Below are 14,853 nucleotides of genomic sequence, written 5' to 3' on the forward strand. Positions count from 1 at the left end.
CCGCCCTCGATTCCCCTCATCACCCCCGGATGGCCTCCGCCGGGGCAAGAGGGGTCTGCAGATCCAGCGCGCGCCGCAGGGCACGGGCCAGATCGCCGTCACGGTATGGCTTGGACAGCGTTTCCGCCCGGCTCATCACAGCCCCCAAAACGGCGCCGGGATCGGCGGTGCCGCCGGCGTCGGCAGGCGCGCCGGCCTCCGGTTCCGGCGCAGACGTTCCGTTGGCATAGCCCGAGGCGAACAGCACCCGCAAGGAGGGATGGCGGCGCAAGCCCTCCAGCGCCAGTTCGCGGCCGTTCAGACCGCCGGGCATGACGATGTCGGTGAACAGAAGATCGACCGGCTGGCGGTCCAGCAGGGTCAGCGCCGCCTCGGCGCCATCGGCCTCCAGCACGCGGTATCCCAGAGCCGTAACCGCCTGCACCGCAACCGACCGCACGTCGGCATCGTCATCGACCACGAGCACGGTCTCGCCACGGCCGGCGAAGGCTTCATGGCCGTCCTCCTCGTCGGTAGGCCCGCCATGGGCGGCGTCCATCGCCGCCCGCGGCAGATAGAGACGGAAGGTGGTGCCGCTGCCGGGCTTGCTGTCGATGCCGATCAGACCGCCCGACTGCTTGACGAAGCCATGGATCATGGCAAGGCCGAGACCGGTGCCCTTCCCTGTCTCCTTGGTGGTGAAGAAGGGCTCGAAGGCGCGCTCCAGCACGTCTGGCGGCATGCCGCATCCGCTGTCCGCCACCGACAGCAGGATATAGTCGCCGGCCGCCACCGACATGCCGTTTCCGGTCTGCGGCTCCGCAAACCGGGTGTTCGCCGTGCTGATCCGCAGCGTACCGCCGCCTGGCATGGCATCGCGGGCGTTGATGACCAGGTTCAGCAGGGCCGATTCCGCCTGGGAGCGGTCGACCGAGGCGATCCACAGCGGCTCGGCATCGGCGGACGGCGCCTCGATTGCGATGGCGACACCGCCGCCCAGCGTGCGCTCCATCAGTTCACCCATGCCGGCGACGAGGTCGCCGAGATCCACCGGTTCCGGGTGAAGCTGCTGCCGCCGGGCGAAGGTCAGCAGCCGCCGCGTCATGTCGGAGCAGCGCAGCGCCGCCTGCAGTGCCATCTCGGCCCGGCGCGCCGCCTTGGGATCGTCGGCAAGGCCGGGGACCAGCCGCTCCAGACTGCCGATCACCACCATCAGCATGTTGTTGAAATCATGGGCGATGCCGCCGGTCAGCTGGCCGACCATCTCCATCTTCTGCGCATGGGCCAGCTGCTGCTGGGCCTGGCGCGTCTCGGTCACGTCCATGATGGTGCCGAACAGTTCGGCCGGCCGGCCGTCCTCGTCGCGCACGACCACCGCCTGGTCCAGCAGATGACGCTCGCCGCCGTCCGGTCCGCGCCAGCGATATTCCACCGTGGTCAGCCCGGCATCGTGGATCGACGCCAACTGGCGCATCACGCGGTTGCGGTCGTCCGGATGCAGCCCGGATTCCCAGAAATTCGGATCCTCGATGAAACGGGCGGCGGGACAGCCCAGCACCGTCTCAGTCGTGTCGGACAGGTAGCGGAACGGAATGCCCGGCGTCAGGTCGGCCGTGTAGAGCACGATGGGAAGCTGGCCCAGGATCAGGGCCTGCCGCTCCTCCGACCGGCGCAGCGCCTGTTCGGCCTGCCGCATCTCGCGCCGCACCCGCTCGTTCTCGTCCAGCAGGCGCTGCTTGGCCTCGACCTCGCGCTTGACTTCCTCCGTCTTGCGGTAGAGGTCGACGAAGACCGACACCTTGCATTTCAGGATCTGCGGGTCGACCGGCTTGAACATGTAATCCACGGCGCCGGTGGCATAGCCGCGGAAGATGTGCGTCTCGTCCTTGTTGATGGCGGTCAGGAAGATGATCGGGATATGGCGCGACTTCTCGCGCAGACGGATCAGCCCCGCCGTCTCGTAGCCGTCCATCCCCGGCATGTGCACGTCCAGCAGGATCAGGGCGAAGTCCTGGCGCAGCAGATGCTTCAGCGCCTCCTCTCCCGACCGGGCGAGCACCAGCTGCGCCCCCAGATCCTCCAGCGTCTCCCGCACGGCGAACAGGTTCCGCGGGTCGTCGTCGACGATCAGGATAGCGACGTCCGCCTTGTCGGGCTGCGGGTGTGAGTCGGAGGTCATGGTTCCGCTTTCGCATCCCGCAGCAACGGTGGCCGGCGGTGGCGTCACAGTGGCGGGAGGAACGGCCGCAGGAGCAGCCAGCGCCGCTTCCGCCGTGGTTGCCGCCGGCGGAATCGGATGACGGACGGCGTCCCCGCCGGTCGGCTGAGCGCTGGCGGTGCCGAGCAGCCGCGACCGGCGGGCCGCCGGCACCGGGCTGGCGGCCGACGGGACGAACGGCGCGCGCCGCACCGCGCGAACGGGCTGCAGCTTGCGCCGGGTCATGCCTGCACCCCGCCGCGCGGTTGCTGCCGGTTGTTCTTGGCGGTCCAGATCCGCAGCAGCGACAGCAGATGGTCAATGTCCACCGGCTTGGCGATGTAGTCGGTCGCGCCGGCTTCGATGCACTTGTCGCGGTCGCCCTTCATCGCCTTGGCGGTGACGGCGATCATCGGCAGCGCCCGGAACTCGTCGATGCTGCGGATCGTGCGCATGGTCTCATAGCCGTCCATCTCCGGCATCATGATGTCGACCAGAACCACATCCACGCCGGGGTCGGCGCGCAGCCGCTCGATGCCTTCGCGCCCGCTCTCGGCATGCAGGACCTCGATCTTGTGGGCCTCCATCACGCTGGCCAGCGAGAAAATGTTGCGGATGTCGTCGTCGATCACCAGCACCCGCTTGCCGGCCAGCGACGGGTCGTGCTGGCGCAGATCCAGGATGCTGCGCCGCTTCTCGTCGGGCAGCCGGTCGACGGCGCGGTGCAGGAACAGCGCGGTTTCATCCAGCAGCCCGGCCGGCGAGCGGGCGCTCTTCAGAACCACGGTCTCGGCCAGCCGGCGCAGCCGCGCCTCGTCCTCCGCCGCGATGTCGGCGGCGACATAGATCACCACCGGCATCCAGGCGAGCGTGTCGCGGGTGCGCAGCCATTCGATCAGCTCGAAATCCACCGTCACCGGACCGGGCAGGGTCGGGCTCGACAAATCCAGAACCATGCAGTCGAAGTGGTCGGCGCTCAGCGCCGCCATCGCGGCCTCGATCGAGGTGACGGTGTGCGTCTCCACATCGCCGTTGCCGATCAGGGCGGCGACGCCGCCCGGCTGCGGGCTGTCCTTCTCCACCACCAGAAGCCTTCGGTGGTCGCGCTCGCGGAAGCTCTTGACCCGGTTCAGGGCGTCAAAGATCGCCTCGCGCTCCACCGGCTTTTCCGAATAGTCGAAGGCGCCCATCGCCAGGCCGCGCCGCCGCTCGTCCTTGGCGGAGATGACGTGGACCGGGATGTGCCGGGTCTGCGGGTCCCGCTTCAGCAGATCGAGCAGCGCCCAGCCATCCATGTCCGGCAGCCCGATGTCGAGCAGGACGGCATCCGGCCGGTATTTGCGCGCCAGCGGCAGCGCCGCAGACCCTCCGCTGGACAGGATGGTGCGGAAGCCCTTCTCCCGCGCCAGATCGATCAGGATGGAGGCGAAGGTGTTGTCGTCCTCCACGATCAGCACCACCGGCTCACCGGGGCGCAGGCGTTCGCGGTCGTCGCCGGACGGCTGCTGCATGTCCAGGAGCGCCAGCCCCTCCTGCGGGCCGGAGGCCACCACCGGGCGGGTCGCCGTCTCGGTCCGCTTGGGCAGCAGTGCGGTCGGCGGCATGGCGGCACTGGCCGCGGCGATGACGGGCGTGCCGAGCTGCGTGACCGGTTCGGCAACGATGTCGTAGCTGCGCGGGACGAACAGCGTGAAGGCGCTGCCCCGGCCCGGTGTGCTGGCGACGCGGATCTCGCCGCCCAGCAGACGGGCGATCTCGCGGCTGATCGACAGGCCGAGGCCGGTGCCGCCATATTTGCGGCTGGTGGTGCCGTCGGCCTGCTGGAACGCCTCGAAGATGATGCGCTGCTTGTCCTCGGGGATGCCGATGCCGGTGTCGATCACGGTAAAGGCCAGCACCGAGGATGCGGCGTCCAGCGTCGGATGGGCGGCACTCCAGCCTTCCGTCGCCTGGGCGACCCGGAAGGTGATACCGCCGCTTTCGGTGAACTTGAAGGCATTGGACAGCAGGTTGTTCAGCACCTGGGCCAGCCGCTTCTCGTCGGTCTGGATGCTGGCCGGCAGCGCCTCGTCCATCTCGATGGCGAAGTCCAGCTTCTTCTCCTGCGCCAGCTGCGAGAAGGTGCGTTCCACATGGTTGCGCAGGTCGCCCAGCACGACCTCGCCGATCTCCAGCGTCACGGTGCCGGATTCGATCTTCGACAGATCAAGGATGTCGTTGATCAGGCCCAGCAGATCGGAGCCGGCGGAGTGGATGGTGCGGGCGAATTCCACCTGACGGTCGGACAGGTTGGTGTCGGGGTTGTCGGCCAGCAGTTTCGACAGGATCAGCAGGCTGTTCAGCGGCGTGCGCAGCTCGTGGCTCATGTTGGCCAGGAACTGTGACTTGTATTTGGAGGTCAGGGCAAGCTGTTCGGCCTTCTCCTCCAGCGCCGCCTTGGCGAACACGACCTCGCGGTTCTTGCGCTCCACCTCGATGTTCTGCTTCTCCAGCTGCTCGGCCTTCTCCTCCAGCGCCTCGTTGGTGGTGGTCAGCTTTTCCTGCTGGGCCTTGAGCAGCTCTTCCGACTTGCGCAGCGAGGCGGCCTGCTGTTCCAGCCGCTCGTTGGTGGTCTTCAGCTCCTCCTGCTGACTCTGCAGCTCGGTGGTCAGGCGCTGCGACTGCTTCAGCAGCCCCTCAGTGCGCATGTTGGCGGCGATCGTGTTCAGCACGATGCCGATGCTCTCGGTCAGCTGCTCCAGGAAGCTCTGGTGCGTCTCGCTGAAGCGGCCGAAGCTCGCCAGCTCGATCACCGCCTTCACGTCATCCTCGAACAGCACCGGCAGGACGATGATGTTCAAGGGCGGCGCCTCGCCCAGGCCGGAACTGATGGCGACATAGTCGCGCGGCACGTTGGTCAGCAGGATGCGCTTCTTCTCGTAGGCGCACTGCCCGACCAGGCCTTCCTTCAGGTGGAAGCGGTTGGACAGGTTCTTACGCTCCTTCAACGCGTAGCTGGCGACCAGTTCCAGCAGCGGCTCGTCGCGGTCGCGGGTGGCGACATAGAAGACGCCGTGCTGGGCGTTCACCAGCGGCGCGATCTCCGACAGGATCATGTTGGAGACGGTGACCAGATCGCGTTCGCCCTGCAGCATACGGGTAAACTTGGCGAGGTTGGTCTTGAGCCAATCCTGCTCCGCATTCTTCAGCGTGGTGTCGCGAAGGTTGCGGATCATCTCGTTGATGTTGTCCTTCAGCGCCGCGACCTCGCCCATCGCCTCCACGGTGATGGAGCGGGTCAGGTCGCCCTTGGTCACCGCGGTGGCGACCTCGGCGATGGCGCGGACCTGGGTGGTCAGATTCGCGGCCAGCTGGTTCACGTTCTCGGTCAGGTCCTTCCACAGGCCGGCAGCACCCGGCACGCGGGCCTGACCGCCCAGCTTGCCTTCGATGCCCACCTCGCGCGCCACGTTGGTGACCTGATCGGCGAAGGTCGCCAGCGTGTCGATCATCCCGTTGATGGTGTTGGCCAGCGCCGCGATCTCGCCCTTGGCGTCCACCGCCAGCTTGCGCTTCAGGTCGCCGTCGGCGACCGCGGTGACGACGCTGGCGATGCCGCGCACCTGTCCCGTCAGGTTCGCCGCCATCATGTTCACATTGTCGGTCAGATCCTTCCAGGTGCCGCCGACGCCCTCCACCTTCGCCTGACCGCCCAGCTTGCCTTCAGAGCCCACCTCGCGCGCCACGCGAGTCACCTCGGAGGCGAAGCTGTTCAGCTGGTCCACCATCGTGTTGATGGTCGACTTCAACTCAAAGATTTCGCCCTTCACATCGACGGTGATCTTCTTCGACAAATCGCCCTTCGCGACCGCGGTGGTGACTTCGGCGATGTTGCGGACCTGACCGGTCAGGTTCGCCGCCATCATGTTCACATTGTCGGTCAAATCCTTCCAGGTACCGGCAACGCCCTTCACCTGGGCCTGACCGCCCAGCTTGCCCTCGATACCGACCTCGCGCGCCACGCGGGCGACTTCGGAGGCGAAGCTGTTCAGCTGGTCCACCATCGTGTTGATGGTCGATTTCAGCTCAAGGATCTCACCCTTCACGTCGACGGTGATCTTCTTCGACAAATCGCCGTTTGCGACCGCCGTCGTCACCTCGGCGATGTTGCGGACCTGCCCTGTGAGGTTGGTCGCCATCGCGTTCACGTTGTCGGTCAGATCCTTCCAGGTGCCGCCGACCCCCTTCACCTGGGCCTGACCGCCCAACTTGCCTTCCGAGCCCACCTCGCGCGCAACGCGCGTCACTTCCGAGGCGAAGCTGTTCAGCTGATCCACCATCGTGTTGATGGTGGATTTCAGTTCCAGAATCTCGCCCTTCACGTCGACGGTGATCTTCTTCGACAGGTCGCCATTCGCGACCGCCGTCGTTACCTCCGCGATGTTTCGCACCTGCCCGGTCAGGTTGGTCGCCATCGCGTTCACGCTGTCGGTCAGATCCTTCCAGGTGCCGCCGACGCCCTTCACCTGGGCCTGACCGCCCAGCTTGCCTTCCGAACCCACCTCGCGCGCAACGCGCGTCACCTCCGAGGCGAAGCTGTTCAGCTGGTCCACCATCGTGTTGATGGTGTTTTTCAACTCCAGAATCTCGCCCTTCACCGGCACGGTGATCTTTTTCGACAAATCGCCGTTGGCGACCGCCGTCGTCACATCGGCGATGTTGCGGACCTGACCGGTCAGGTTCGCCGCCATCAGATTCACGCTGTCGGTCAGGTCTTTCCACGTACCGCCGACACCTTCCACCCGTGCCTGACCACCCAGCTTGCCCTCCGAGCCCACCTCGCGCGCAACGCGGGTCACTTCCGAAGCGAAGCTGTTCAACTGGTCCACCATCGTGTTGATGGTCGATTTCAGTTCGAGGATCTCACCCTTAACATCGACGGTGATCTTCTTCGACAGGTCGCCCGTCGCGACCGCGGTGGTCACGTCGGCGATGTTGCGGACCTGACCGGTCAGGTTGGCCGCCATCATGTTCACGCTGTCGGTCAAGTCCTTCCAGGTGCCGCCGACGCCTTCCACCTTCGCCTGACCGCCCAGCTTGCCCTCCGAGCCCACCTCGCGCGCAACGCGCGTCACCTCCGAAGCGAAGCTGTTCAGCTGGTCCACCATCGTGTTGATGGTGGATTTCAGCTCGAGGATCTCGCCCTTCACATCGACGGTGATCTTCTTCGACAGGTCGCCCTTCGCGACCGCGGTGGTGACTTCAGCGATGTTGCGGACCTGGCCGGTCAGGTTTTCCGCCATCATGTTCACATTGTCGGTCAGATCCTTCCAGGTGCCGCCAACACCTTCGACCTTCGCCTGACCGCCCAGCTTGCCCTCCGAGCCCACCTCGCGCGCAACGCGCGTCACTTCCGAGGCGAAGCTGTTCAGCTGGTCCACCATCGTGTTGATGGTCGATTTCAGCTCGAGGATCTCGCCCTTCACGTCGACGGTGATCTTCTTCGACAGGTCGCCCTTGGCGACCGCCGTCGTCACTTCGGCGATGTTGCGGACCTGACCGGTCAGGTTCGCCGCCATCACGTTGACGTTCTCGGTCAGGTCCTTCCAGCTGCCGGCAACGCCCTTGACCTGGGCCTGGCCGCCAAGCTTGCCTTCGATCCCCACTTCGCGCGCCACTCGCGTCAGCTCGGTGGTGACGGTGACCAGCTGGTCCACCATGGTGTTGACGTTGCGGGCGGTGCGCAGGAACTCACCCTGCAGCGGCCGGCCCTCGATCTCCAGCGCCATGGTCTTGGACAGGTCGCCCTTGGCGACCGCGCCGATGACGCGGGCGATTTCCGTCGTCGGCTGGATCATGTCGCCGACCAGCGTGTTGATGCTGTCGACACAGGTTTCCCACCCGCCGGACGCATTGTTCAGCTTGGCGCGCTGGCTGATGCGGCCTTCCTTGCCGATGGCGACGCTGAGTCGGCTGACCTCGGTGGTCAGGTTCTGGTTCAGTTCGACAACGTCATTGAAGGCGGCGGCGATTTCGCCATCGATTCCGGTGAGGTCCAGCGGCAGCCGCACTGAGAATTCACCCTTGCGCAATTGCCGCAAGGCCATCAGCAGAACCTTCGGATCCAACGCGTCCGCCGTCTCGACCATCGCCGTCATGCCGTTCCCCAATCCGCGCGCCGTGCCCACCATGGACCGCGCTCTGCCCATCCCCAGAACCGCTCCACTGCGCGGTCGAAGAAAACATAGGCCAACACAACCGGGATTCCGAACGTCCGCACCGACAGTGTGCGCACTCCATCCTCATCCGGAGCGTGACTGCGCAGTCCTACAGCCCCGCACGATGAAGTAAAGGCTATTCGGGTCAACTTGGCCTTTCGTAGGCACTCCGCCTTCCGGCATAAGGACTATGCCTATAACTTAGGATGAGGTGAGCATTTTCTTGAGCTTGGCCGGCCTTGTCACCGCCTTAACTCAGCTGACCGTCCATTATCAGAAGCTCAGGCTTCGGAACGATTCGATGACGGACATCGTTATGGATCCAGCCATGGCGGGACATTTCGGCGCCGGCCGCCTTCCGCAGGGCAAGACGACCCAACACATCACAGCCTGGGGCTTGGCGATGACTCTTTGGACGTTTTCCATGCAGGCTTCGATGTGCTGCATGCTCTCTTGGATGCGCGCCTGTCAGCAGGGCGCTGCCCTTGCCCATTCCTTTGCCGGAATGCCGCGCCTGCCTCCGCCGCGCCCGCCGGCCGACGTGCTGCCCTTTCCCACACGGCGCATGACGCGTGGTGGTGGTTTCGGTGGTCCGGCCGTGGTGATCCCGCTCGGCCGCCGCTGATCGCGCAACGCGCAGATCCGTTCACGCAGCAGCTCTGTTCACGCAATTGTGTAGACCCTGTGATTTGCCGATGGCCAACCGCCGACCTATGGTTAGTGGCAGGAATGGTCCGTTCGGGAGAGGGTCGATGCTGTTCAAGTTTCCCACCGCGTCGCAGGCACGCGAAGATGAGGTGACGCCGCGGGAGTTGTTCCTGTCGCGCCGCAGCCTGATCGCCGGTGGCGCCGCCGCCATGGCGCTGGGCAGCCTGCCGGGATGGAGCCGCAGCGCGCTGGCAGGCCCCTTCCAGGCGGCAACCACGATCAAGCCGGCCGATCCGAAGTTCGATCCGACGACGCCGATGAAGTCGGCCACCACCTACAACAACTTCTACGAATTCGGCACCGGCAAGAGCGATCCGGCCGAGAATGCAGGCACGCTGAGGACCCGCCCGTGGGAAATCGCCATCGGCGGCGAAGTGGCCAAGCCGATGACCATCGGCATCGAGGATCTGCTGAAGTTTCCGATGGAGGAGCGCGTCTATCGCCTGCGCTGCGTCGAGGGCTGGTCAATGGTGATCCCCTGGGTCGGCTTTTCGCTGGCGGAATTGCTGAAGCGGGTGGAACCGACCGGCAACGCAAAATACGTCGCCTTCCAGACCCTGAACGACCCGAAGCAGATGCCGGGCCTGCGCTCCTGGGTGTTGGACTGGCCCTATACCGAAGGGCTGCGGCTGGATGAGGCGATGAACCCCCTGACCATGCTGGCCGTCGGCATGTATGGCGAGGTGCTGCCCAACCAGAACGGCGCCCCGATCCGGCTGGTGGTGCCGTGGAAATACGGCTTCAAGTCGATCAAATCGATCGTCAAGATCTCGCTGGTGAAGGACCAGCCGGCCACCGCCTGGAACAAGTCGCAGCCGCGTGAGTACGGCTTCTATTCCAACGTCAATCCGGACGTCGACCATCCGCGCTGGAGCCAAGCGACCGAGCGGCGTGTCGGCGAATTCTCGCGCCGCAAGACCCTGCCCTTCAACGGCTATGGCGAAGAGGTCGCGTCGCTCTATGCCGGCATGGACCTGAAGGCGAATTACTGACCATGGCCGCCCCCCTCGCCTCCGCCGGCGGCGTCGATGTGCGCGCCGCCACGAATGCCGCCCTCACCTCGCGCTGGGCCAAGCCCGTCGTCTTCACCCTCGCCCTGGTTCCACTGGTCTGGACCGTCTGGCTCGCCTACAGCGGCGAGCTGGGGGCGGAGCCGGTGCTGGAAAGCGTCAAGGCCAGCGGGCTCTGGGCCTTGCGTTTCCTGCTGATCGCGCTGGCGCTGACACCGCTGCGCATGCTGACGGGGGTGGCCGGGCTGGCACGGTTCCGGCGGATGCTGGGACTGTTCGCCTTCTTCTATGCGCTGGTCCATTTGTCCACCTACGTCGGGTTGGACCAGTTCTTCGATTGGCCGGCGATCTGGAAGGAGATCGTCAAGCGGCCCTATATCACGGTCGGCATGGGGGCCTTCCTGATCCTGACGGCGCTGGCCGCCACCTCCACCGACGGCATGGTGAAGCGGCTGGGCGGCAAGCGCTGGCGTGCCCTGCACAAGGCCGTCTTCGTCGCCGGGCTGGCCGGCTGCTTGCACTTCATCATGCTGGTGAAGGGATGGCAGACGGCGCCGCTCGTCTATGCGCTGATCTGTATCGGGCTGCTCGCCTTCCGCCGCTGGCCGATCCGGCTCGGGCAGCGGAAGGACGGGCGGCGGAAGGAGGCCCCGGTCAGAACACGGCCCGCAGCAGCCCCACGGTCCGGCGAAGCGCCAGCACCGCACTTTCCGGATGGAAGCTCCCCCGTTCGTCGCAGTTGAATCCGTGGCCGGCCGGATAGACATGCACCGGCACCCACGGATAGCGGGCCTTCACCCCCTCGGCGACCGACAGCGGGATGGCGTGGTCCTGCTCGCCGAAATGCAGCAGGGTCGGCACCCGCGGTGCACTGTCCAGCGACTTGCCGATCTCGCCGCCGTAATAGCCGATGGCGGCGCGCACCGGCAGCGCCGCTGCGGAAGCCCAGGCGATGCTGCCGCCCCAGCAATAGCCGACGATGGCCGCAGACCCGTCACCGCCGAGATGGGCCAGCGCCGCAGCGACGTCCTGCAAGGCGTCTGCGGTTGCCACTGCCCCCTTCAGCGCGATGCCCCGCTGAATGCCTGCATCGTCATAAGGCAGTTCGACTCCGCGCTCGGCCCGGTCGAACAGGTCGGGCGCCACCGTGGTGAAACCCTGCTGGGCGAAGCCGTCGCAGACACTGCGGATGTGATGGTTGATACCGAAGATTTCCGGAGCCACGATCAGGCGCCCGATCTCCTCGCCCTTGGCCGGCGCGCGATAGGCGCGCATCCGGTGGCCGTCCGCCGCCGTGAGTTCGATCCAGCCGGCAGTCGTTGCGTTACTCATGTCCTGAACCCTCTTCCTTGCGGGACCGCTCCCGGATCGTCCGGGCGGTGGTTGCGGACAATCATAAGGGTCCGAAACGTCAGGGCAACTGGCGACAGGGCAGCGCAAGGCTTCCTTCGACATATCCCCCTTCCCTTCGCGGCGGGGAATCGCTTCGTCACCCTATGGAGCGCGTCCGCCGAAACGGACCTCAGGCCGCGCGGATGCCGGCCAGGAAGGTCTCGATCTCCCGCCGCAGAATCCGCCGCCTGGCGGGTCAGGCCGGTGGAGGCGTCGAGCACCTGCGATGCCGCCTGCCCGGTCTGTGCGGCGGCCTCATGCACCTGGGCGATGTTGCCGCTGACCTCGCCGGTGCCCTGGGCCGCCTGTTGGACGTTGCGGGAAATCTCCGCCGTGGTGGCGCTCTGCTCTTCGATGGCGGCGGCGATGGTCGCAGCGATCTCGTTCATTGCGCCGATGGTTCCGCCAATCTCCTCGATGGCGCTGACCATCCCCCGGGTGGCGTTCTGGACGCTGTCGATCTGGGCGGAGATATCCTCCGTCGCCTTGGCTGTCTGGTTGGCCAATTGCTTCACTTCGCTGGCGACGACGGCGAAGCCCTTGCCGGCCTCCCCCGCACGCGCGGCTTCGATGGTGGCGTTCAGCGCCAGCAAGTTGGTCTGGCTGGCGATGGACTGGATCAGCTTCACCACCTCGCCGATGCGCGCGACCTCTCCGGCCAGATTGCGGACGGATCCGGTGGTGTCCTGCGCCTCCCGCACCGCACGGGCGGCAACGCTATTGGAGCGGGAGACCTGCTCGCCGATCTCGTGGATCGACGCCGTCATCTCCTCGGTCGCGGAGGCAACCGTCTGCACGTTCACCGAGGTCTGCTCCGCCGCCGCGGTGGAGGCTGAGGCCTGCCGGCTGGTCTCCTCCGCCAGCGCCGCCATCGACCCGGCGGTGTCGCTCAACTGGGCGGAGGCGCCGGAGACGCTGCTGAGGATGGCCGACACGGTGCGGTCGAAGCCCTGCACCATCCGTTCGACCACGGCGGTGCGCTTCTCACGGGCCGCGCGCTGGGCTTCCTGATCGGCTTCCAGCCGCACGCGCTCCATGGCACTTTCCTTCAGCACCTGGATGGCCCGCGCCATGGCGCCGATCTCGTCCGGCTGCTTGGAATAGGCAATGTCGACGCCTATGTCACCATCGGCCAACCGAACCACGGTGGAGGTCAGCGATCCCAGCCGCCGCGTCACCTGCACCGACAGCATTATCAGCACGATGCCGAAGGTGATGCACACCGCGGCCAGAACCAGGCCGGCCAGGATTAACTGTGTCCAGGCTTCGGTGATGCTTTCCTCGTTCAACTGATGGGCCACGGCAAGCGCCCCATCGCGCATCACCAGGACGTTGTTCAGCATCGGCGTCACCCAGGGACGCCAGTCAGCCAGCGCGACCGGCGGCGGCGCGCCCTTCCGCGCCGCGTCGATCACGCTTTGGAAGCGCTGCTCGCCCTCCGTCATCATGGTGGAGCGCACATGGTCCAGCGCCTTGGTCAGTTCCGGCGGATTGCCAAGATTCAGCACCGCCTGCTGCATCATCTGCCACAGGACGGCAACCTTGCCCGTCATCTCCGTGGCGGCCTGCAAGCGGTCCAGCCCGAACGCCATGCCGGCGACGAACAGCCCGACCGACGCGGAGCGGGTGCCGCCGATGTCGCGCATGTCCTGCGCCAGACGCGCCAGATTGACATGCCCGAACAGGTCGGAACTGTTGACGATGGTGGATCGGTAAGTGTCGTCGATCGCCTTGCCGACGCTCTGGTTGGCTGCCGTGATGGCGTCCACGGTGGTTGCCGCGATGGTCGCCGGGCGGGCGGTTTTGGCCTGCTCCGCCGCCTGCCGGGCTGCCATCCGGGCGGCTTTCATCTGGCTCGCAGCGTTCAGGATCGGGCCGGCGGACAGACCGGCGGCCTCGATCCGCACCCGGGCCTTCTCAATGGCGGCGTCGGAGACCGCGACGGCATCGTCCAGCGGCTTGGCGGTGGCGGCCTCCAGCGGCTTCTCGCTGTCGAACGCCACCGCCCAGCGCCCACGCTCGCTCGCCAGCAAAGGGCCGATCTGCAAAGTCGCTTCGAAGGCATAGAGCGAGCGTTCGGTCCGGTGGCGCTGCTGCAAGGCCCCGACCGCGTCCCATGCGAGGACAACAGCCATGCAGATCGGGAAGGCGGCAATCAGGATATTCGCGCACAGAATTTTCGTACGAATATTCATGCGTATCCCCCAAGGAGGCTCACTCCGGATTCTGCTGTGTCCGGTAGCCATCGGGAGTCTAAATATGTTTCGTCGCCCGGTCACTTAGGGGACATCCGTACACCGGCGTGACCGGTTCCCGGCCTGCACCGCTCCGCGCCTATTTCCCGCCGGGACCCGAATGCGGTACGCAGTATGTACAGTTGTTGTGTGCTAAATATATATGATATTCCCTTGTTAGGGAATATTCATTCATGTAGCGTGACCCGAGCCGTCCAACGCCGGAACAAGCGTCGGCCGCAACGTGCCGAAGGCGGCGAACCAACCCAACCCATTCAAGAAACACCGGGCATCAACCGATGAAATGGCTGAAATCGCTTCTCGTCGCCGGCCTTATGCAGGTCGCCGCCGTCTCTGCCGCCCACGCTCAGGCCGACCTGGACCGCATCAAGGCCGATGGCGTGCTGAAGATCGGCACGGAGGGGACCTACGCCCCCTTCACCTACCATGACGCCTCGGGCGCGCTCGTCGGCTTCGATGTGGAGATCGGGCGCGAGATCGCCAAGCGCATCGGCGTGAAGGCCGAGTTCCTCGAAGGCAAGTGGGATGGGCTGATCGCCGGCCTGGACGCCCGCCGCTACGACGCCGTCATCAATCAGGTCGGCATCACCGAAGCACGCAAGGCCAAGTACGATTTCTCCGACCCCTACATCACCAGCCGCGCCGTGCTGATCGTGAAGGGCGACAACAGCGCGATCAAAGGCTTCGCAGACCTGAAGGGCAAGAAGTCGGCCCAGTCGCTGACAAGCAACTTCGGCAAGCTGGCCGAGGCGTCCGGTGCGCAGCTGGTCGGCACCGACGGTTTCGACCAGTCGATCCAGCTGGTCCTGAACGGCCGGGCCGATGCGACGGTCAACGACAGCCTGTCCTTCCTGGATTTCAAGAAGCACAAGCCCGACGCCAACGTGAAGATCGCCGCGACCCAGGACAATGCCGACCAGTCCGGCATCATCGTCCGCAAGGGCGAGGCCAAGCTGGTCTCCGCCATCAACGAGGCGTTGACCGCCATGAAGGCCGACGGCACCTATGCGACGATTTCGCAGAAGTATTTCGGCGCCGACGTTTCCAAGTGACGTTTTCAGACTAGTTTCCCGTCTCACGTCAACGCCCGCCACAATGCCCCCAGCCCCATCCGG

8 protein-coding genes are annotated in these 14,853 nt (G+C 65.8%); 4 read left to right on the top strand and 4 right to left on the bottom strand.

Annotated features, from left to right (window positions below; genetic code table 11):
- Positions 1 to 19 precede the first annotated feature (19 nt).
- Together ACWPN3_RS08690 and ACWPN3_RS08695 are read right to left on the bottom strand one after the other, a co-directional pair.
- A complete protein-coding gene (locus ACWPN3_RS08690) occupies positions 20 to 2,422 on the bottom strand; it encodes a response regulator (RefSeq protein WP_492242999.1) in 2,403 nt (800 codons plus the stop codon).
- The gene (locus ACWPN3_RS08695; RefSeq protein WP_492261257.1) at positions 2,419 to 8,313 is read right to left on the bottom strand and encodes a HAMP domain-containing protein; all 5,895 of its coding nucleotides are present in this window, start codon (positions 8,311 to 8,313) and stop codon (positions 2,419 to 2,421) included. Before ACWPN3_RS08695 ends, ACWPN3_RS08690 begins: the two co-directional genes overlap by 4 nt.
- A 271-nt stretch (positions 8,314 to 8,584) precedes the next feature.
- On the opposite strand from ACWPN3_RS08695, the gene ACWPN3_RS08700 reads away from it, so the two are divergent.
- The 3 genes from ACWPN3_RS08700 to msrQ all read left to right on the top strand — a co-directional run bounded on the left by ACWPN3_RS08700 (position 8,585) and on the right by msrQ (position 10,834).
- Entirely contained in the window at positions 8,585 to 8,998 is a 414-nt protein-coding gene (locus ACWPN3_RS08700; RefSeq protein WP_492243000.1) for a hypothetical protein, read from the top strand.
- A gap of 127 nt (positions 8,999 to 9,125) precedes the next feature.
- The gene (gene msrP / locus ACWPN3_RS08705; RefSeq protein WP_492243001.1) at positions 9,126 to 10,073 is read left to right on the top strand and encodes a protein-methionine-sulfoxide reductase catalytic subunit MsrP; all 948 of its coding nucleotides are present in this window, start codon (positions 9,126 to 9,128) and stop codon (positions 10,071 to 10,073) included.
- A 2-nt stretch (positions 10,074 to 10,075) separates the two neighbouring features.
- Complete coding sequence (gene msrQ / locus ACWPN3_RS08710) at positions 10,076 to 10,834, top strand: protein-methionine-sulfoxide reductase heme-binding subunit MsrQ (protein ID WP_492243002.1); 759 nt, start codon at positions 10,076 to 10,078, stop codon at positions 10,832 to 10,834.
- Here msrQ and ACWPN3_RS08715 read toward each other — a convergent pair.
- Both ACWPN3_RS08715 and ACWPN3_RS08720 read right to left on the bottom strand, forming a co-directional pair.
- Positions 10,746 to 11,423, bottom strand: coding sequence for a dienelactone hydrolase family protein (locus ACWPN3_RS08715; RefSeq protein ID WP_492243003.1), 678 nt, complete (start codon positions 11,421 to 11,423; stop codon positions 10,746 to 10,748). The two genes, msrQ and ACWPN3_RS08715, sit on opposite strands and share 89 nt — an antisense overlap.
- The gene (locus tag ACWPN3_RS08720) at positions 11,420 to 13,618 is read right to left on the bottom strand and encodes a methyl-accepting chemotaxis protein (RefSeq protein ID WP_492261258.1); all 2,199 of its coding nucleotides are present in this window, start codon (positions 13,616 to 13,618) and stop codon (positions 11,420 to 11,422) included. The genes ACWPN3_RS08715 and ACWPN3_RS08720 overlap by 4 nt, the downstream gene beginning before the upstream one ends.
- A gap of 398 nt (positions 13,619 to 14,016) precedes the next feature.
- Here ACWPN3_RS08720 and ACWPN3_RS08725 point away from each other — a divergent pair, with 398 nt between their 5' ends.
- Positions 14,017 to 14,790 (top strand): amino acid ABC transporter substrate-binding protein, encoded by a 774-nt coding sequence (locus ACWPN3_RS08725; RefSeq protein WP_423320013.1) that lies wholly within the window; start codon positions 14,017 to 14,019, stop codon positions 14,788 to 14,790.
- Positions 14,791 to 14,853: the final 63 nt, after the last annotated feature.

It is taken from the genome of Azospirillum sp. UENF 111221 (assembly GCF_058780625.1).

What these genes read in the sequence shown, in the direction of transcription:
- ACWPN3_RS08690 (WP_492242999.1), bottom strand. Translation starts at nt 2,422, where the DNA reads ATGACCCGGCGCAAGCTGCAGCCCGTTCGCGCGGTGCGGCGCGCGCCG.
- ACWPN3_RS08695 (WP_492261257.1), bottom strand. Translation starts at nt 8,313, where the DNA reads ATGACGGCGATGGTCGAGACGGCGGACGCGTTGGATCCGAAGGTTCTG.
- msrP (WP_492243001.1), top strand. Translation starts at nt 9,126, where the DNA reads ATGCTGTTCAAGTTTCCCACCGCGTCGCAGGCACGCGAAGATGAGGTG.
- msrQ (WP_492243002.1), top strand. Translation starts at nt 10,076, where the DNA reads ATGGCCGCCCCCCTCGCCTCCGCCGGCGGCGTCGATGTGCGCGCCGCC.
- ACWPN3_RS08715 (WP_492243003.1), bottom strand. Translation starts at nt 11,423, where the DNA reads ATGAGTAACGCAACGACTGCCGGCTGGATCGAACTCACGGCGGCGGAC.
- ACWPN3_RS08720 (WP_492261258.1), bottom strand. Translation starts at nt 13,618, where the DNA reads ATGGCTGTTGTCCTCGCATGGGACGCGGTCGGGGCCTTGCAGCAGCGC.
- ACWPN3_RS08725 (WP_423320013.1), top strand. Translation starts at nt 14,017, where the DNA reads ATGAAATGGCTGAAATCGCTTCTCGTCGCCGGCCTTATGCAGGTCGCC.